Genomic DNA, 17967 nt, shown 5'->3' with positions numbered 1-17967 from the left:
GCATTAACAATCTCAGTAAAACTCTGGATGAAGATGCAGAAAAAAAGCGACGCTAAATTACGTTTACGTAAATCCTGAATCGTCTAACCGATTGAAATATTTGATGTCAAAATAACCGGTTGATCTTTTCCAAGTCGGAAGCTATTGGCATCGCACTTTTTCGGCCGCTGGCCGCACCCTTTATGCCTCAATCTGCCGTCCGGCACGGCTCAGACAAGGGAAACTTCCGTCACATGGCACGCAACAAGATCGCGCTCATCGGCTCCGGCATGATCGGCGGCACTCTGGCCCATCTCGTCGGCCTCAAGGAACTGGGCGATGTCGTCCTCTTCGATATTGCCGAGGGTGTGCCGCAGGGCAAGAGCCTCGACATCGCCGAATCCTCGCCGGTCGATGGCTTCGACGCGAAATATAGTGGCGCCAACGACTATTCCGCGATCGAAGGCGCGGATGTCTGCATCGTCACCGCCGGCGTGCCGCGCAAGCCGGGCATGAGCCGCGACGATCTCCTCGGCATCAACCTCAAGGTGATGGAGCAGGTCGGCGCGGGTATCGCGAAATATGCGCCGAACGCCTTCGTCATCTGCATCACCAACCCGCTCGACGCCATGGTCTGGGCGTTGCAGAAATTCTCCGGCCTGCCGGCGAACAAGGTGGTCGGCATGGCCGGCGTGCTGGATTCGGCCCGCTTCCGCTACTTCCTCTCGGAAGAGTTCAACGTTTCGGTCGAGGATGTGAGCGCCATGACGCTCGGCGGCCATGGCGACGACATGGTGCCGATGGTGCGCTACTCCACCGTCGCCGGCATTCCCCTGCCCGATCTCGTCAAGATGGGCTGGACCAGCCAGGAGAAGCTCGATGCCATCGTCGAGCGCACCCGCAAGGGCGGCGGCGAGATCGTCGCGCTGCTCAAGACCGGCTCAGCCTATTACGCGCCCGCCGCTTCCGCCATCGCCATGGCCGAGAGCTATCTCAGGGACAAGAAGCGCGTCCTGCCCTGCGCGGCGCATCTCGCGGGACAGTACGGCATCAAGGACATGTATGTCGGCGTGCCGGTCGTGATCGGCGCCGACGGCGTCGAGCGCATCGTGGAGATCGCCTTCGACGCAGGCGAAAAGGCCATGTTCGAAAAATCCGTCGCGGCGGTGAAGGGGCTCTGCGACGCCTGCGTCACCATCGCTCCCAGCCTGAAATAAGCCTGCGAAGCAAGCGAGAGGCCAGCCATGAACATCCACGAATACCAGGCCAAGCAGGTCCTGAAGGGCTACGGACTGCCGGTTGCCGACGGCGTCGCGGTTCTCAATGCGAACGAGGCGGAGAAGGCGGCGAAGTCCCTGCCCGGCCCGCTCTATGTGGTGAAGAGCCAGATCCATGCCGGCGGCCGCGGCAAGGGCAAGTTCAAGGAACTCGGCCCCGACGCCAAGGGCGGCGTTCGCCTTTCCAAGTCGGTCGACGAAGTGGTGACGAACGTCAACGAGATGCTCGGCCACACGCTGGTGACCAAGCAGACCGGTCCTGCCGGCAAGCAGGTCAACCGTCTCTACATCGAGGACGGCGCCGACATCGACCGCGAGCTCTATCTCTCGCTGCTGGTCGACCGTTCGGTCGGCCGCATCGCCTTCGTCGTCTCGACGGAAGGCGGCATGGACATCGAGACGGTCGCGCACGACACGCCGGAAAAGATCGTCAATGTCGCGATCGATCCGGAAGCCGGCGTCACGGCGGCCGACGTTAGGAAGCTCAACGAGGCGCTCAAGCTGACCGGCGACGCGGCCAAGGACGGCGAGACGGTGTTTCCGGCGCTCTACAAGGCCTTCGTCGAGAAGGACATGAGCCTGCTCGAGGTCAATCCGCTGATCGTCATGAAGAGCGGCCGCCTGCGGCTGCTCGACGCCAAGGTGTCCTTCGACAACAACGCCCTCTTCCGGCATCCGGAGATCATGGAACTCCGCGATACGACGGAGGAGGACGAGAAGGAGATCGAGGCCTCGAAATACGACCTCGCCTATGTCGCGCTCGACGGCAATATCGGCTGCATGGTGAACGGCGCGGGCCTTGCCATGGCGACGATGGACATCATCAAGCTCTACGGCAAGGAGCCCGCGAACTTCCTCGACGTCGGCGGCGGCGCGTCGAAGGAGAAGGTCACGGCCGCCTTCAAGATCATCACGGCCGACCCGGCGGTCGAGGGCATTCTGGTCAATATCTTCGGCGGCATCATGAAGTGCGACGTCATCGCCGAGGGCGTGGTCGCGGCGGTCAAGGAAGTCGGCCTCCAGGTCCCGCTGGTGGTGCGGCTGGAAGGCACCAATGTCGAACTCGGCAAGAAGATCCTGCGCGAGAGCGGCCTGAACGTCATCCCGGCGGACGATCTGGACGACGCCGCCCAGAAGATCGTCAAGGCGGTCGGGAAGCCGTAAGCCGATGCCACCGCGCAAGATAAATCTTGTCGAAGCCGCGGATGCCAGGATCGCAAAGGTCTTCGATCCGCATATCGCCGGCGATATAAACGACGCGCAGGCCAAGGTCGCCAAGTTCGGAGCGGTATTCGACTGGCACGCACACGACAATGAGGACGAGGCGTTCCTCGTGCTGCGTGGCAAGATCGCCATCGATTTTCGCGATGGACAGGTCGAACTGGACGAAGGCGACTTCATCGTCGTCCCGCGCGGCGTCGAGCATCGGCCGCGCTCCATCACCGAAGAACCCGTCGTGCTGATGTTCGAGCTGGCGACGACACTGAACACCGGCAACGCCAAAAGTGAGCTGACCGTCGCGAACCTCAAGCGGCTTTAGGGGAAATAATGTCCATCCTCATTGACAAGAACACCAAGATCCTCGTGCAGGGCCTGACTGGCAAGACCGGCACCTTCCACACCGAACAGGCGCTGGCCTATCATGGCACCAAGATGGTCGGCGGCATCCATCCTTCCAAGGGCGGCACGAACTGGACCGGCTCCAAAGGAGAAACCTTGCCGATCTTCGCTTCGGTCGCCGAAGGCAAGGAGAAGACGGGCGCCAACGCTTCGGTGGTCTATGTGCCGCCGGCAGGCGCCGCAGAGGCCATCATCGAGGCGATCGAGGCCGAGATTCCGCTGATCGTCTGCATCACCGAGGGCATTCCGGTGATGGACATGGTCAAGGTCAAGGCGAGGCTCGACAGGTCGAAGTCGCGCCTCATCGGCCCGAACTGCCCCGGCATCGTCACGCCGGACGAATGCAAGATCGGCATCATGCCGGGCAACATCTTCCGCAAGGGTTCGGTGGGCGTTGTCTCGCGTTCCGGAACGCTTACCTATGAGGCGGTATTCCAGACGACCAATGCCGGACTCGGCCAGACCACGGCCGTCGGCATCGGCGGCGATCCGGTGAAAGGTACGGAGTTCATCGATATCCTCGAAATGTTCCTGGCGGATGACGAGACGAAGTCGATCATCATGATCGGCGAGATCGGGGGTTCGGCCGAGGAAGATGCCGCGCAGTTCCTCAAGGACGAGGCGAAAAAGGGCCGCAGGAAGCCGATGGCGGGCTTCATCGCCGGCCGCACCGCCCCTCCCGGCCGCACCATGGGTCACGCCGGCGCGGTGATCTCCGGCGGAAAGGGCGGAGCCGAGGACAAGATCGCGGCGATGGAATCGGCGGGCATCAAGGTATCGCCGTCGCCGGCGCGTCTCGGCACGACGCTGGTGGAGGCGATCAACGGATAGTGAGCAGTGAACAGTGAACGGTGAGCAGTAGTACTGCTGTTCACGGATCACTGTTCACCGATCACTCTGAAAAGGAGACGGAGCGTCGCTCCGAAGAGGCAGATGGCACGACACGATCAGGCCAACGACCAATTTTCCCTGACTTCGTTTCTATACGGCGGAAATGCCGACTACATCGAGGCGCTGCATGCGGCGTATGAGGACGATCCATCCTCCGTCGACGACGAGTGGCGGGCGTTCTTCGATGCGTTGAAGGACGATGCGGGCGACGTCCGCAAGAACGCGCGCGGCGCCTCGTGGTCCAGGCCGTCCTGGCCGTTGCAGGCCAATGGTGAACTGGTCTCGGCGCTCGACGGCAACTGGGGCCTTGTCGAGAAGGTCATCGACAAGAAGATGCGCGACAAGGCGGCAGCGGGCGGCACTGCCGTTTCCGAGGCGGACCTGCAGCGTTCGGCGCGGGATTCCGTTCGCGCCATCATGATGATCCGCGCCTACCGCATGCGCGGCCATCTGCACGCCAATCTCGATCCGCTCGGCATAGCCAAGCCGCTTGAGGACTATAACGAGCTTTCGCCGGAGAATTACGGCTTCACCGACGCCGATTACGACCGCCCGATCTTCATCGATCACGTGCTGGGTCTCGGCGAATACGCCACCATCCGGCAGATGCTGGAAATCCTGAAGCGCACCTATTGCTCGACGCTCGGCGTCGAGTTCATGCACATCTCCGATCCCGAGGAAAAGGCGTGGATTCAGGAACGCATCGAAGGGCCGGACAAGGGCATCGAATTCACTGCGAACGGCAAGAAGGCCATTCTCCACAAGCTGGTGGAGGCCGAAGGCTTCGAGCAGTTCATCGACGTCAAGTACAAGGGCACCAAGCGTTTCGGGCTTGACGGCGGCGAGTCGCTGATCCCGGCGCTGGAACAGATCGTCAAGCGCGGCGGCCAGATGGGCCTCAAGGAGATCGTGCTCGGCATGGCCCATCGCGGCCGTCTCAACGTGCTCAGCCAGGTGATGGCCAAGCCGCACCGCGCCATCTTCCACGAATTCAAGGGCGGTTCCTATGCTCCGGACGACGTAGAAGGCTCCGGCGATGTGAAGTATCACCTCGGCGCATCCTCGGATCGCGAGTTCGACGGCAACAAGGTGCATCTGTCGCTCACCGCCAACCCCTCGCATCTCGAGATCGTCGATCCCGTCGTCATGGGCAAGGCGCGCGCCAAGCAGGACCAGCTCTTCGGCCGTGCACGCGGCGAGATCGTCCCGCTCGACGAGCGCGCCAAGGTCATGCCCTTGCTTCTGCATGGCGACGCCGCATTTGCGGGCCAGGGCGTGATCGCCGAGATACTGGGCCTTTCCGGATTGCGCGGCCATCGCGTCGCCGGCACGCTGCATTTCATCATCAACAACCAGATCGGCTTCACCACCAATCCGCGCTTCTCGCGCTCCTCGCCCTATCCGTCGGATGTGGCGAAGATGATCGAGGCGCCAATCTTCCATGTGAACGGCGACGATCCGGAGGCAGTGGTCTACGCCGCCAAGGTGGCGACCGAATTCCGCATGAAGTTCCACAAGCCGGTGGTGGTGGACATGTTCTGCTATCGCCGCTTCGGCCACAATGAGGGCGACGAGCCGGCCTTCACGCAGCCGCTGATGTACAAGAACATCCGCTCGCACAAGACGACGGTGCAGCTCTATGCCGACAAGCTCATCGGCGAGGGCCTGCTGTCGGCGGAAGAGTTCGACAAGATGAAGGCCGAATGGCGTGCCCATCTCGAAGCCGAGTTCGAGGTCGGCCAGGCTTACAAGCCGAACAAGGCGGACTGGCTGGACGGGGCATGGTCGGGCCTGCGCGCGGCCGACAATCAGGACGAACGCCGGCTTGGCAAGACCGCCGTGCCGATGAAGACCCTCAAGGAGATCGGCAGGAAGCTCACCGAGGTGCCGAAGGATTTCGAGGTCCACCGCACCATCCAGCGCTTCCTGGAAAATCGCCGGCAGGCGATCGACTCCGGCGAGGGCATCGACTGGGCGACGGCCGAATCGCTGGCCTTTGGCGCGATCCTGCTCGATGGCAATCCGATCCGCCTGTCGGGCCAGGATTCGGAGCGCGGCACATTCTCGCAGCGCCATTCGGTGCTCTACGACCAGCGCGACGAGAACCGCTACATCCCGCTGAACAACCTCTCGGCCGCACAGGCCGGATACGAGGTGATCAACTCGATGCTTTCGGAGGAAGCCGTTCTCGGCTTCGAATATGGCTACAGCCTTGCGGAGCCGCGCGCCCTGACGCTGTGGGAAGCGCAGTTCGGAGACTTCGCCAACGGCGCGCAGGTCGTGTTCGACCAGTTCATCTCGTCGGGCGAACGCAAGTGGCTGCGCATGTCCGGCCTCGTCTGCCTGCTGCCGCACGGTTATGAGGGCCAGGGGCCGGAGCATTCTTCCGCCCGTCTGGAGCGATTCCTCCAGCTTTGCGCTGAAGACAACATGCAGGTCGCCAGTTGCACGACGCCGGCCAATTATTTCCACATCCTGCGCCGGCAACTGAAGCGCGACTTCCGCAAGCCGTTGATCCTGATGACGCCGAAGTCTCTGCTGCGCCACAAGCGCGCGGTGTCGACGCTGGCCGAAATGTCGGGCGAGTCCACCTTCCATCGCCTGCTGTGGGACGACGCGCAACTGCTCGCGGACCAGCCGATCAAGCTAGTCAAGGACTCGAAGATACGCCGCGTCGTGCTGTGTTCGGGCAAGGTCTATTACGACCTCTACGAGGAGCGCGAGAAGCGCGGCATCAACGACATATATCTGCTGCGCGTCGAACAACTCTATCCGTTCCCGGCGAAGGCGCTGATCACCGAACTGTCGCGTTTCCGCAACGCGGAGATGGTGTGGTGCCAGGAAGAACCCAAGAACATGGGCGCATGGTCCTTCATAGATCCCTATCTCGAATGGGTGCTGGCGCATATCGACGCCAAGCATCAGCGCGTTAGATATACGGGGCGTCCGGCCGCGGCCTCGCCCGCGACGGGCCTGATGTCCAAGCATCTCGCGCAGCTTGCCGCCCTCCTCGAAGACGCACTCGGCGAATAAACCCAGAAACCGGAAAAGACAGATGGCCACCGAAATCAAGGTTCCCACACTGGGCGAGTCCGTGACGGAAGCGACTGTCGGCAAGTGGTTCAAGAAGGTCGGCGACGCGATCAAGGCAGACGAACCGCTGGTCGAACTCGAGACCGACAAGGTTACCGTCGAGGTTCCGGCGCCGGCCTCCGGCACGCTGCAGGAGATCACCGCCAGGGAAGGGGAGACGGTCGGCCTCGGTGCGATCCTCGGCACGATCGGTTCCGGCGGCGGCGCCGCCAAGGCACCCGAACCGAAGCAGGATACGGCCGTCGCGCAGGCTTCCGCACCTACAGCAGCCTCCACCACGAAGGAAGCCGCGGCGCAGACGGCCAGGATCGCCGGCGAAGGCCCGGTCGAGGAGCGCAAGGCGCCGCCGGCGCCGGCCGCCGCCAAGCTGCTTGCCGAAAGCAATCTGTCCGCCGATCAGGTGCAGGGTTCCGGCAAGCGCGGCCAGGTGCTGAAGGGCGATGTGCTCGACGCCATCGCCAAGGGTGTTCCGGCTCCGGCCGCCGCTCCCGCGGCGCCGACAGCCCCGCGTATTCCGTCCGGCCCGGCCGACGAAAGCCGCGAGGAACGCGTGCGCATGACCAAGCTGCGCCAGACTATCGCGCGCCGCCTCAAGGATGCGCAGAACACCGCCGCCATGCTCACCACCTTCAACGAGGTGGACATGAAGCCGGTGATGGACCTGCGCGCCAAGTACAAGGACCTGTTCGAGAAGAAGCACGGCGTGAAGCTTGGCTTCATGGGCTTCTTCACGAAGGCCGTGACGCATGCGCTGAAGGAAATCCCTGCGGTCAACGCCGAGATCGACGGCACCGATATCCTCTACAAGAACTACGCCCATATCGGCGTGGCGGTCGGAACCGACAAGGGCCTCGTCGTGCCTGTCGTGCGCGACGCGGACCAGATGTCCATCGCCGAGATCGAGAAGGAGATCGGCAGGCTCGGTCTCGCCGCGCGCGACGGCAAGCTGTCGGTCGCCGACATGCAGGGCGGCACGTTCACCATCTCCAATGGCGGCGTCTACGGTTCGCTGATGTCGACGCCGATCCTCAACGCGCCGCAGTCCGGCATCCTCGGCATGCACAAGATCCAGGACCGGCCGGTCGTGGTCGGCGGCCAGATCGTCATCCGCCCGATGATGTATCTGGCGCTCAGCTACGATCACCGTATCGTCGACGGCAAGGAGGCGGTCACCTTCCTGGTCCGCGTCAAGGAAACGCTGGAAGATCCGGAGCGTCTGGTTCTCGATCTCTGATCTGTGCAGAGCTGACTCATCGGCGGCGCGATGCCGCCGAAGCAGGAGTTGACATGGAGCAAGCGCTCAACGCCACCGAAATCACGGTTCTGGGCTGGAGTGTCGTGCTCCTGCTGGTGCAGATCGCGGCGCAGGCCGTATCGTCCTACGACCTCGGGCCGAACTATCTCATGGGGCCGCGCGACACCGAACGCAAATCGGCCAACGTGCTGTCCGGACGTTTCGCCCGTGCGCTGAAGAACCTGCTCGAAACCTATCCGGCGTTCGTCGCCCTAGCGCTGGCGCTCGTCGTGAGCGGCAAGGCGGGCGGCATCGCCGCCACGGGTGCGTGGATATGGCTCGTCGCACGTATTGTCTTCGTCGTCCTCTATGGTCTTGGCGTGCCGGTCGTGCGCACATTGGTGTGGCTGGTCGCCCTTGCGGGCCTGTTGATGATGCTGGTCAGGCTGATGTTCGCATGAGGATGGCGGAACGCGCCGCCGCCTGCGCGAGCACGCTCGTGGCGGGCCTGCTTCTCGCAGCGCCGGCGCATGCGGCGTGTCCGGTCGAACTGGCCACCTACGGAGAAATCCAGTCCGGCGCGCGCGTCGAGTTCACGCCGACAGGGGAAAGCGCCACCGTCACCAACAGGTTCCGAATGCTCGTCCGAACCGATATCGTTCTCGACGGCATCGTGATGTGGAGGGCGGACACGCCGCGGCCCTACGGCATGCTGATGGACAAGTGCCCCGATGGAGACGTCACCGGAGAGGAGCTTGCCGCCTGCACGGTATGGGAAGGCATCGTCTACGCCTCCGACAAGGCGGGCAACATCGCGCCCTTGCCGGCAGAGGGAAAGCCCGCACCGGAGCTTCTGCTGTTTGCCGGCCTCGGCCCTTCGCTCGCCGCTTCGAGGGTCTGGCAGGGCGTGGAGGCAAGCGCGCCCTGGGATGTCTTTGCGCTGAACGGATGCCAGGAATGACGGAACGAAAGACATTGATCGTCACGGGCGGTTCGCGCGGCATAGGCGCGGCCACTGCGGTGCTGGCGGCGCGATCCGGCTGGCGTGTGGCCGTCAACTACGCCGCCAACAAGGATGCCGCCGAAGCGGTGGTCAGAACGATCGAAAGCGAGGGCGGAGAGGCATTCGCGGTCCAAGGCGATGTTGGCTCGGAAACGGATATCATGGCCCTGTTCGATACGGTGGACCGCCGTTACGGCCGACTCTGTGGCCTCGTCAACAACGCCGGCATTGCGGGCAGAACCGCCCGCCTCGACGAGATGGATAGCGCGCGCATCGAAAGAATGTTCCGGGTGAACATCACCGGTTCGTTTCTCTGCGCACGGGAGGCGGTCAGGCGTATGTCGACCCGCAATGGCGGCGAAGGCGGGGTGATCGTCAACCTTTCATCCGCAGCGGCCACTCTGGGCGGCGGCGGCATGTATGTCGACTATGCCGCGTCGAAGGGCGCGATCGACGTATTCACGATGGGTCTGGGCCGTGAACTCGCAGCCGAAGGCATACGGGTCAATGCGGTCAGGCCGGGACTGATCATCACCGATATCCACGCCGATATCACGGACGCCGAACGCCCGTATCAGCTTGCGCCGACCGTGCCGATGCAGCGCGCCGGCACGGCGGAAGAAGTGGCTGAAGCGATTCTGTGGCTGCTGTCGGGCGCATCTTCCTATGTCACCGGAAGCGTGGTGAGTGTAACCGGCGGTCGCTGAACGGCCGCCACCATCGAAAGAGGGATGTGAGCATGGCTTACGACGTCGTCGTCATCGGAACCGGCCCCGGAGGCTATGTCTGCGCGATCAAGGCATCACAACTCGGCCTCAAGACCGCGGTGATCGAAAAGCGCCCCACTCATGGCGGAACCTGCGTCAATGTCGGCTGCATTCCGTCCAAGGCTCTCCTGCACGCTTCCGAGATGCTGATGGAGGCTCAGCACTCCTTCGCCGCTCTCGGCGTCGAGGTGACTCCGAAGCTGAATCTCAAGCAGATGCTCGCGCACAAGACCACGACGGTGGAGCAGAACACCAAGGGTCTCGATTTCCTGATGAAGAAGAACAAGATCGACGTGCTGCGCGGTACCGGCAGGATCGTCGCCGCCGGCAAGGTTGCCGTCACCGGCAATGACGGCAAGGTCAGCGAGGTCGAGGCGAAGAACATCGTCATCGCCACGGGGTCCGATGTCGCCGGCATTCCGGGCGTCCAGGTCGACTTCGACGAGAAGGTGATTTTATCCTCGACAGGCGCATTGGATCTGGAAAAGGTGCCCGGTCATCTCGTCGTGGTCGGCGGCGGCGTCATCGGGCTTGAACTCGGCTCCGTGTGGGCGCGGCTGGGAGCCAAGGTCACGGTCGTGGAATATCTCGATACGATTCTTGGCGGCATGGATGGCGAGGTCGCAAAGCAGTTTCAGCGCCTCCTCGGCAAGCAGGGTTTCGAATTCAAGCTCGGCGCCAAGGTGACGGCCGTGGCCAGGGGGAAGAAGGGCGCGACGGTCACTTTCGAGCCGGTCAAGGGCGGCGCCGCCGAGACGATCACGGCAGACGCCGTGCTCGTGGCGACTGGCCGCAAGCCTTACACGGAAGGTTTGGGTCTCGCAGAAGCCGGCGTGGAACTGGACCAGCGCGGTCGCGTCAAGACCGATGCGCACTGGCGCACCAATGTTGCGGGCATCTACGCCATAGGCGACGTCATCGCCGGGCCGATGCTGGCGCACAAGGCCGAGGACGAGGGCGTCGCGGTTGCGGAAACCATCGCCGGGCAGGCGGGGCATGTGAACTACGACGTCATACCGGGCGTCGTCTACACCAGCCCCGAAGTGGCTTCGGTCGGCAAGACCGAAGAGCAGCTCAAGGCGGAGGGCATTGCCTACAATGCCGGAAAATTCCCCTTCTCGGCCAATGGCCGCGCGCGCGCTATGCTGAAGACGGACGGTTTCGTTAAGGTGCTCGCCGACAAGAAGACCGACCGCGTGCTCGGCGTCCATATCGTCGGTTTCGGCGCGGGCGAGATGATCCACGAGGCGGCGGTGCTCATGGAGTTCGGCGGTTCGTCGGAGGACCTTGCCCGCACCTGCCACGCCCATCCGACCATGTCCGAAGCCGTGAAAGAAGCCGCGCTCGGCACCTTCGCCAAGTCGATCCACATCTGAGCCGATGCACTTTCGACATGCGAAAAGGCGGCCCGCTATACGGGCCGCCTTTTTGTTTGTCCTCGAACGCCGCTACTGGGCCGGGGCTGGCTCGGCAGGAGCCGGCGTCGCCGGAGCCGTATCGGCCGGCGCGCTGGATTCAGGTGCAGGCGCTGCCGGATCGGCGGGCGCTGTCGCATCGGGGGCCGGGGCTGCCGGCGCCGCAGCATCGGGGGCCGGCGTCGTGGTCGTCGCGTCAGGAGCAGGTGCCGGCGTAGCTGGCTCGCTCGTCACTGCGGGCTGATCGGCCGGAACAGTCGTTTCAGGAGTTCCCGGCGCGAACAGGAAATAGGCAATCGCGGCAAGCACGATCACCAGCGCGGCAATCAGAACACCCGTACCCCCGCCGCGCGACTGCACCACAGTGGTGTTATCGAAACGCGGATCGTTAGCAGGCGTGAAGCGGGGATCGGTAGCCGGACCGCCGAGCGGCGGGACGGGATTTAGCGGATCGACGGCGCGCGGTGCGCCTTCGACCGGCTCTTCATATCTTCGTGCGGCGTTTGCCATGGCAAGTCTCCGTCAGTTGCACTGGCGGATCAACGCGCGACACACGAATCGGTTTCATCCTGGCGGAATGTGTGAAGACGGGAACGCCGCGGCGCACCCGTCTCCGCACCCCGAAACCATGATTACTCCGCCTTCTCCTCGACAATAACAGGTGCCTGCGCATCCTCTGCGGTCGACATCTTGTCATTGGCGATGCTGGCGACGACCGTGTTGTCGGTCTTGGCCTGCACGGATTTGAGATACTCGCACGCGCCGGCGCCGGAGACGGTGAAGCCGATGGCCGCAGCCAACAGGAGCACTCTGGTCATGGGTGTTCTCCTCTGCTCGATATCGAGGACACAAGGGTAACAGACCCTGACCAAGTGGCAAATCACGCTTTTTGTGAATGTCGTCAGTATGTCGCGCTCAGCGCTTCGGACGCCAAGTCATGTCCGCATAGATAAGCGACACCGCAAAGAACGCGAACGCTCCAAAGACGGGAATGAGCATCATGAGTGTGTCGGACGGCATGCGGCGATCTCCCTTTTGGAGATCATCGTAGCGAGGGCCACCGGCCATGCCTTGACCTGGATCAACGGCGCCCCTCGTTCCGGCAACGAAACGGGCACCGGAGACGAGCGACCCTAGCTTTCCGGCGTCAGCGTGTAGCCAGCCTTGCGGAGGCGCTCGACGACACCGTCCGGACCCGGCAGATGCAGCGCGCCGACCGCGATGAATGCTCCGCCCTGATCGATAATCGGCGCGGCATGGCTCGCCATCGTCGCGTTGCGCGCCGTGATCATCGTCTGTTCGAAATCGGCGTAGCCGGAATTGTCCGCCCCCGCCTCCTGCGTCACCGCATTGATAAGCGGCACGATCATCGCGATCTGCTCGCGTTCATAAAACTCGATCATCGTTTCCATGATGTCGTCCATCCGGTCGCCGAGCGTCAGGGAATCGACCAGGCCGCGTATGTGAAACTCCATCGGCAGCGAAGCCATCGCGCCGAGCTGGTCGGTGACGCTTTCCAGCCCCTTGAGCGCCTTGCCGTCGGCCTTAGCTTCTTCCGCGAGCTTGACGTCGAGCACGGGAGCCCCGGAAGCCTGACGCGCCATCTCGCAGGCAGGCAGCGCGACCATCGCGGCCAGCATCCACGGCTTCATTTTGATGACGCTCGCGAGCGGAATACCGCGCTCTGCCAGACCCTTTTCCAGTATAGCCCTGTCCTCGGGAGACAGCAGCGAGGTGAGCGTCGTGCTGTCAGTGAACATCATCAATTCCGGCTGCTTCGCGAGAGCCGCCGCCATCTGCGATTTGTCGAGGACATCCGTCGTTTCGATGACGACCGTCCTTGCCCCTTCGAACGCCGTCTGCGCGGCGGGCGTCAGCGCGGTGACGCGCGGATCGGTCATATGCATGGTGCCGAACAGATAGGAGGGTTCGACGCCTTCCTTCTCGATCTTCCAAAGCAGCCTGTCGCCATTGATGACCTTGGCGGCTTCGGCTTCGATCCTCGCCAGCTCCGCCGGTTTCCCTGCGGCCAGTTCCTCCATTACGCTCCGTCCGGTGCAGGCCGGAGTCTCGGCGCGCGCCTGTCCGGTCGCGATCAGCAGCACGATCGTAAAGGACAGGAGGAACAGCACATTGATCGACACGAGCAGCTTCAAGGCTGCGTCGGAATACCGATCGGCAAGGACAAGGGCAGATTTCATGGCCGCGATTCTAGCCTTCAACTGCGCTAGAAATCGTTAATCGCGCCGTTCAAATGCGGGCGCGCGGGTGGGCTGCCTGATAGATTTCCAGAAGTCGCGCCGTATCGACGCCGGTGTAAATCTGCGTCGTGGACAGGCTGGCATGGCCCAGCAATTCCTGGATGGTGCGCAAGTCGCCGCCGCGGCCGAGCAGATGCGTCGCAAAGGAATGACGCAGCGCATGCGGCGTCGCGGTGTCCGGCAGGTTGAGCGCCGACCGCATTTTCCGCATCGCCCGCTGTACGATCGCCGGATCGAGAGGGCCGCCCTTGGCGCCGCGAAACAAGGCACCCCCGGCGTCGAGATGGTAGGGACAGAGCCTGCGGTACTCGGCCACGGCCTGCAAAGCGACCGGCAGCACCGGCACGAGCCTCGTCTTGCCGCCCTTGCCCGTGACGCGCAGCACCGTCTCGCGCGGCGACGCAAGGTCGCCGCCCATAAGGCCGAGTGCCTCGGAGATACGCAATCCGGAACCATAGAGCAGCGTCAGCACGGCGGCGTCGCGCGCAGCGACCCACGGCTCTTCGGCCAGTTGCCCCTCGACCGAGACGACGCGTCTCGCGTCCGGCGCCGTCAGCGGCTTCGGCAGCGACTTCGGCTGTCTGGGCGCGCGCAAGGCGGTCGCGCCGGCGGCGTTCACCATCCCGCGCCGTTCGAGATGGCGCAGGAACGAGCGCACGCCGGCCAGGCCGCGCCCCAGCGTGCGCGCGCCGGCTCCCGCGCCGCGCCGCTGCGCCAGGAAAGCACGAAGATCGGCGGGACGAAGGTCGGCAATGTCGGCGATGCCGGGCGGAGCGCCGCAATGCCCGGTCAGGAATTGCAGAAACTGCCGCGTATCGCGCTCATAGGCATCGACCGTCAGCGGGGCGAGCCGCCTTTCGCCGATGAGAGACTTCAGCCAGTCGGCGCGCGCCGCCTGAAGCTCCGGCCTTGCCGAGATCAGGAACTCTTCCACGAAATCACCTTTCAGTACGGGCAGTGTCGCGGGTTCGGGTTAGCGGAGCGTGAAGGCTTCAATCCAACCCCGTCTTGCTCTAGAACCCGGCAAGGAGTTCGGCCATGTCATCATTGAAAAACCCGGTCCAGATGGCTGTCATCGGTGCTGCCCACGGCATCAAGGGTGAGTTGCGGGTCAAGAGTTTTACCGGCGATCCGATGGCGCTGGCGGACTACGGGCCGTTGCATACAAAAGACGGCCGCAAGTTCACCATCGCCGACATCCGTCCCGCCAACAACGTCGTGATCGTGCGTCTCAAGGGCGTGAACGACCGCACGGCAGCGGAAGCGCTCACCAATACCGAGCTTTTCGTCGATCGCTCCGTCCTGCCGGACGATAATGACCACGACGAATTCTATCACGCCGACCTTGTCGGCCTGAAGGTGCGTGACGATACGGGTGCGGAAATCGGCCGTGTGACGGCGGTGCAGAATTTCGGAGGCGGCGATATTCTGGAGATCGCCCTTGCCGGCCGGCACGAGGTGCTGGTCCCGTTTTCCGCTGCCGCCGTGCCGGAAGTGGCCGTGGCCGCCGGCTATCTCCGCATCGATCCGGCCGCGGCCGGCCTCGTTGAGACCGACGACAGCGACATCGAGGGTGCACCCGCCAGCTACGCCGCCCGAAGCGGCTTCGACCCGAAACGTCGTCCGCGCGGCCCTGCCGATGCCGGCGGCAACCGTTAAGCTCATGGACGCGCTGCCGCATGCCTGAACAGGAAGACGCGCCCGGTTCCGGCAGCGCGCGTATGCCATTCCGTGCCAGCGTGCTGACGCTTTATCCGGAGATGTTTCCCGGCGTGCTTGGGCAGTCGCTGGCTGGCAAGGCGCTGCAGGACGGCACGTGGATGCTGGAGACCACCCAGATCCGCGACTTCGCCATGGACAGGCACCGTTCCGTCGATGACACGCCGGCGGGTGGCGGCGCGGGCATGGTGATGCGCGCCGACGTGCTGGCCCGCGCCATCGATCATGTCTCGCCGCCCGGCGACGATCGGCCGCGCCTGCTGATGAGCCCGCGCGGACGACCCCTGACGCAGGCACGGGTGCGCGAACTGGCCGCGGGCCCCGGCGTTACCATCCTGTGCGGCCGTTTCGAGGGCGTCGACCAGCGCGTCATCGAAGCGAGGAGCCTCGAAGAGGTTTCAATCGGTGATTACATCCTCTCCGGTGGCGAACCGGCGGCGCTGGTGCTGCTCGACGCCGTTGTGCGGCTGCTGCCCGGCGTCATGGGCAACGATGCGTCCGGCGAGGAGGAGAGTTTCGAGAATGGATTGCTCGAACATCCGCACTATACCCGCCCGCAGCTGTTCGAGGGGCGGGCCATTCCCGACGTGCTGATTTCCGGCAATCACGCGAAAATCGCGGCGTGGCGGCGCGAGAAGGCGCTGGAGCTGACGCGGGAGCGTCGCCCGGACCTGCTGGAAGCGAGGGATCGGGCGGAATCCGGGCGCTCCGGGCATGAAAAATCGGGGCCGGCAGGTGACAAATGCCTGGCAACTGTGTATGAGCGCGGCCGAACCGGCGGAGAATCCTCCGGTCCCGTCAACGAATGACGGTGTAGTCGCCCCTGCCGGGATGGTCGAAAGACCTGAACGACATAGCCAAGCGGTCGAACGAACTGCGCGGCGAGAGATGGCGCTCTGGCTGTTGGAACAACAAGAAGTGGACTTTTGAGATGGACATCATCCGTCAGCTCGAGGCCGAGCAGGCCGCCAAGATCGAAGCCAAGCGCAAGCTCCCGGAATTTCAGGCCGGCGACACCGTGCGTGTGCAGGTGCGCGTCACGGAAGGCACGCGTACGCGCGTGCAGGCCTATGAGGGCGTCGTCATCGCCCGCTCCGGTTCCGGCTTCCAGGAAAATTTCACCGTCCGCAAGATCTCCTACGGCGAAGGCGTGGAGCGCGTGTTCCCGGTCTACTCGCCGCTGGTCGAAGGCGTCGAGGTCGTGCGCCGCGGCAAGGTGCGCCGCGCCAAGCTGTATTACCTGCGTGACCGTCGCGGCAAGTCGGCCCGTATCGTCGAGAATTCCGGCGTCCGTGCCCGCAAGCTGAACGATGCCGAGCGTGATGCGCTCGCCGCCGAAAAGGCGAAGCTGGAGGCCGAGAAGGTCGCGGCCGCACAGGCTCTGGCTGCCGAGAAGGCTGCTGCCGAGGCTGCGGAAGCCAAGTAAGATTTTTCATTCCGGATCGCCAAGATCCGGCCGAATGAGCAAATGGCCGCTTCCGAAACGGGGCGGCCATTTTCGTTGCATCGTGCGGGCGAAACCGCATTCGTGTTTGTCCGATTATCTTGATGATCGTCATGACGTCGCGGCCTTTAGGAAGAGGATCGACCTACCGCAGCCGAAAACAAAAGAGGCTCCGGTGATCCCGGAGCCTCTGACTGTTTCGGTACGGCTGCTGCGCAGCCGTCTCTTTTCAACGTTCACCCTGATGTGTCGGGCGCGATTACTCGCGGTTGCCCAGGAACTGCAGCAGGAAGGTGAAGAGGTTGATGAAGTCCAGGTAGAGCGTCAGCGCGCCCATGATCGCCTTGCGGCCCGCGACCAGGACGTCATCGCCTTCCCAGTACATCTCCTTGATCTTCTGCGTGTCGTAGGCGGTCAGGCCCGAGAAGACCAGCACGCCGATCGCCGAGATGGCGAACTGCAGGGCAGACGACTGCAGGAAGATGTTGACCAGCATCGCGATGATGATGCCGAACACGCCCATGATCAGGAACGAGCCCATGGCCGTCAGATCGCGCTTCGTCGTGTAGCCGAAGAGCGACAGGGCGCCGAAGGCGGCAGCGGTCACGAAGAAGGTCTGGACGATGCTCGCGGTCGTGTAGACCAGAAAGATCGACGACAGCGACAGGCCGACCAGCGCGGCATAGACCCAGAAAGTGGTCTGCGCTGCCGCAACGCTCATCTTGTGGACTCGGAACGCCAGGAAGAACACCATCGCCAGCGGAGCAAGGATGATGAGCCAGCGCAGCGGCGATGCGAAGACCGCGTAGCCGATGCCGGTGAGCATCTTGCCGTTGCCGAGCGTCGCCACAGCCTGAGACGGATCGTTGGTCGTCGCCAGCATGACCATGGCGAGCGCCGCGACACCGGTGATCGCAAGGCCCATCGCCATGAGGTTGTAGACCTTGAGCATGTAGGCGCGCAGGCCCTGATCGATCGCCGCGTCGGCACGCGCGCCGGCCGCTACGCGCGTCTGGTAGTTGCGGAGGGGTTCAGCCATTGATTTCCTCTGTTGCTTCTGTCCCGTCGGGTGTCGGTCGCAGGCTCAAGCACGCGTCCAGGCGCCGCTGGCGGGACTCCAGCATGCCTGCGGCTGAATATGATGTGTCTTCACGACAAGAACAAGACCCGTCGCCGCCTGCAAGACAAGGTGATCACGCATTTTTCATACGATGCCTAACGCGCAAAGGCGTTCGCCGCCGCGAGCTGCCTGTCGGCGTGCGGC

At 63.7% G+C, this 17967-nt stretch carries 18 protein-coding genes; 13 read left to right on the top strand and 5 right to left on the bottom strand.

Annotated features, from left to right (window positions below):
• The first annotated feature begins 233 nt into the window (after positions 1 to 233).
• From mdh to lpdA, 10 genes are all read left to right on the top strand, one after another.
• Entirely contained in the window at positions 234 to 1196 is a 963-nt protein-coding gene (gene mdh, locus M9955_04840) for a malate dehydrogenase (protein ID MCO5080970.1), read from the top strand.
• Positions 1197 to 1223: 27 nt separating this feature from the next.
• The gene (sucC, locus tag M9955_04835) at positions 1224 to 2420 is read left to right on the top strand and encodes an ADP-forming succinate--CoA ligase subunit beta (protein MCO5080969.1); all 1197 of its coding nucleotides are present in this window, start codon (positions 1224 to 1226) and stop codon (positions 2418 to 2420) included.
• 4 nt (positions 2421 to 2424) lie between these two features.
• Positions 2425 to 2796, top strand: a complete 372-nt coding sequence (locus M9955_04830; protein MCO5080968.1) for a cupin domain-containing protein — start codon at positions 2425 to 2427, stop codon at positions 2794 to 2796.
• An 8-nt stretch (positions 2797 to 2804) separates the two neighbouring features.
• Entirely contained in the window at positions 2805 to 3707 is a 903-nt protein-coding gene (sucD, locus tag M9955_04825; protein MCO5080967.1) for a succinate--CoA ligase subunit alpha, read from the top strand.
• Between the two features lie 102 nt (positions 3708 to 3809).
• Positions 3810 to 6800, top strand: coding sequence for a 2-oxoglutarate dehydrogenase E1 component (locus M9955_04820; protein ID MCO5080966.1), 2991 nt, complete (start codon positions 3810 to 3812; stop codon positions 6798 to 6800).
• 22 nt (positions 6801 to 6822) lie between these two features.
• Complete coding sequence (odhB, locus tag M9955_04815) at positions 6823 to 8094, top strand: 2-oxoglutarate dehydrogenase complex dihydrolipoyllysine-residue succinyltransferase (GenBank protein MCO5080965.1); 1272 nt, start codon at positions 6823 to 6825, stop codon at positions 8092 to 8094.
• Between the two features lie 53 nt (positions 8095 to 8147).
• The gene (locus M9955_04810; GenBank protein ID MCO5080964.1) at positions 8148 to 8555 is read left to right on the top strand and encodes an MAPEG family protein; all 408 of its coding nucleotides are present in this window, start codon (positions 8148 to 8150) and stop codon (positions 8553 to 8555) included.
• The gene (locus tag M9955_04805; GenBank protein MCO5080963.1) at positions 8552 to 9055 is read left to right on the top strand and encodes a hypothetical protein; all 504 of its coding nucleotides are present in this window, start codon (positions 8552 to 8554) and stop codon (positions 9053 to 9055) included. Before M9955_04810 ends, M9955_04805 begins: the two co-directional genes overlap by 4 nt.
• Positions 9052 to 9804, top strand: coding sequence for an SDR family oxidoreductase (locus M9955_04800; GenBank protein ID MCO5080962.1), 753 nt, complete (start codon positions 9052 to 9054; stop codon positions 9802 to 9804). Before M9955_04805 ends, M9955_04800 begins: the two co-directional genes overlap by 4 nt.
• 32 nt (positions 9805 to 9836) lie before the next feature.
• The gene (gene lpdA, locus M9955_04795; protein ID MCO5080961.1) at positions 9837 to 11240 is read left to right on the top strand and encodes a dihydrolipoyl dehydrogenase; all 1404 of its coding nucleotides are present in this window, start codon (positions 9837 to 9839) and stop codon (positions 11238 to 11240) included.
• 72 nt (positions 11241 to 11312) lie between these two features.
• Here lpdA and M9955_04790 read toward each other — a convergent pair whose 3' ends face one another.
• The 4 genes from M9955_04790 to M9955_04775 all read right to left on the bottom strand — a co-directional run bounded on the left by M9955_04790 (position 11313) and on the right by M9955_04775 (position 14474).
• Positions 11313 to 11789 (bottom strand): hypothetical protein, encoded by a 477-nt coding sequence (locus M9955_04790; GenBank protein MCO5080960.1) that lies wholly within the window; start codon positions 11787 to 11789, stop codon positions 11313 to 11315.
• Positions 11790 to 11911: 122 nt separating this feature from the next.
• Positions 11912 to 12097: a hypothetical protein gene (locus M9955_04785; protein MCO5080959.1), complete on the bottom strand. Its 186-nt coding sequence runs from the start codon at positions 12095 to 12097 to the stop codon at positions 11912 to 11914.
• Positions 12098 to 12412: 315 nt separating this feature from the next.
• Positions 12413 to 13480 (bottom strand): TraB/GumN family protein, encoded by a 1068-nt coding sequence (locus tag M9955_04780; protein ID MCO5080958.1) that lies wholly within the window; start codon positions 13478 to 13480, stop codon positions 12413 to 12415.
• Between the two features lie 49 nt (positions 13481 to 13529).
• The gene (locus M9955_04775; protein MCO5080957.1) at positions 13530 to 14474 is read right to left on the bottom strand and encodes a tyrosine recombinase XerC; all 945 of its coding nucleotides are present in this window, start codon (positions 14472 to 14474) and stop codon (positions 13530 to 13532) included.
• A gap of 104 nt (positions 14475 to 14578) precedes the next feature.
• On the opposite strand from M9955_04775, the gene rimM reads away from it, so the two are divergent.
• From rimM to rplS, 3 genes are all read left to right on the top strand, one after another.
• Positions 14579 to 15199: a ribosome maturation factor RimM gene (rimM, locus tag M9955_04770; GenBank protein MCO5080956.1), complete on the top strand. Its 621-nt coding sequence runs from the start codon at positions 14579 to 14581 to the stop codon at positions 15197 to 15199.
• Between the two features lie 62 nt (positions 15200 to 15261).
• Positions 15262 to 16068, top strand: a complete 807-nt coding sequence (gene trmD / locus M9955_04765) for a tRNA (guanosine(37)-N1)-methyltransferase TrmD (protein MCO5080955.1) — start codon at positions 15262 to 15264, stop codon at positions 16066 to 16068.
• A 122-nt stretch (positions 16069 to 16190) separates the two neighbouring features.
• Entirely contained in the window at positions 16191 to 16685 is a 495-nt protein-coding gene (gene rplS / locus M9955_04760; GenBank protein MCO5080954.1) for a 50S ribosomal protein L19, read from the top strand.
• Positions 16686 to 16962: 277 nt separating this feature from the next.
• Here the strand turns inward: rplS and M9955_04755 are convergent, their stop codons facing one another.
• Complete coding sequence (locus tag M9955_04755) at positions 16963 to 17742, bottom strand: Bax inhibitor-1/YccA family protein (protein MCO5080953.1); 780 nt, start codon at positions 17740 to 17742, stop codon at positions 16963 to 16965.
• Between the last annotated feature and the right edge of the window lie 225 nt (positions 17743 to 17967).

It is taken from the genome of Rhizobiaceae bacterium, assembly GCA_023953845.1.
Lineage (GTDB): Bacteria > Pseudomonadota > Alphaproteobacteria > Rhizobiales > Rhizobiaceae > Arvimicrobium.
The sequence above is the reverse complement of the archived record's forward strand: the minus strand, read 5'-3'. Positions and strand labels throughout refer to the sequence as shown.

What these genes read in the sequence shown, in the direction of transcription:
- M9955_04820 (MCO5080966.1), top strand. Translation starts at nt 3,810, where the DNA reads ATGGCACGACACGATCAGGCCAACGACCAATTTTCCCTGACTTCGTTT.
- M9955_04785 (MCO5080959.1), bottom strand. Translation starts at nt 12,097, where the DNA reads ATGACCAGAGTGCTCCTGTTGGCTGCGGCCATCGGCTTCACCGTCTCC.
- M9955_04830 (MCO5080968.1), top strand. Translation starts at nt 2,425, where the DNA reads ATGCCACCGCGCAAGATAAATCTTGTCGAAGCCGCGGATGCCAGGATC.
- rimM (MCO5080956.1), top strand. Translation starts at nt 14,579, where the DNA reads ATGTCATCATTGAAAAACCCGGTCCAGATGGCTGTCATCGGTGCTGCC.
- M9955_04800 (MCO5080962.1), top strand. Translation starts at nt 9,052, where the DNA reads ATGACGGAACGAAAGACATTGATCGTCACGGGCGGTTCGCGCGGCATA.
- rplS (MCO5080954.1), top strand. Translation starts at nt 16,191, where the DNA reads ATGGACATCATCCGTCAGCTCGAGGCCGAGCAGGCCGCCAAGATCGAA.
- M9955_04780 (MCO5080958.1), bottom strand. Translation starts at nt 13,480, where the DNA reads ATGAAATCTGCCCTTGTCCTTGCCGATCGGTATTCCGACGCAGCCTTG.
- trmD (MCO5080955.1), top strand. Translation starts at nt 15,262, where the DNA reads ATGCCATTCCGTGCCAGCGTGCTGACGCTTTATCCGGAGATGTTTCCC.
- M9955_04790 (MCO5080960.1), bottom strand. Translation starts at nt 11,789, where the DNA reads ATGGCAAACGCCGCACGAAGATATGAAGAGCCGGTCGAAGGCGCACCG.
- sucC (MCO5080969.1), top strand. Translation starts at nt 1,224, where the DNA reads ATGAACATCCACGAATACCAGGCCAAGCAGGTCCTGAAGGGCTACGGA.
- M9955_04755 (MCO5080953.1), bottom strand. Translation starts at nt 17,742, where the DNA reads ATGGCTGAACCCCTCCGCAACTACCAGACGCGCGTAGCGGCCGGCGCG.
- M9955_04810 (MCO5080964.1), top strand. Translation starts at nt 8,148, where the DNA reads ATGGAGCAAGCGCTCAACGCCACCGAAATCACGGTTCTGGGCTGGAGT.
- sucD (MCO5080967.1), top strand. Translation starts at nt 2,805, where the DNA reads ATGTCCATCCTCATTGACAAGAACACCAAGATCCTCGTGCAGGGCCTG.
- odhB (MCO5080965.1), top strand. Translation starts at nt 6,823, where the DNA reads ATGGCCACCGAAATCAAGGTTCCCACACTGGGCGAGTCCGTGACGGAA.
- mdh (MCO5080970.1), top strand. Translation starts at nt 234, where the DNA reads ATGGCACGCAACAAGATCGCGCTCATCGGCTCCGGCATGATCGGCGGC.
- M9955_04805 (MCO5080963.1), top strand. Translation starts at nt 8,552, where the DNA reads ATGAGGATGGCGGAACGCGCCGCCGCCTGCGCGAGCACGCTCGTGGCG.
- lpdA (MCO5080961.1), top strand. Translation starts at nt 9,837, where the DNA reads ATGGCTTACGACGTCGTCGTCATCGGAACCGGCCCCGGAGGCTATGTC.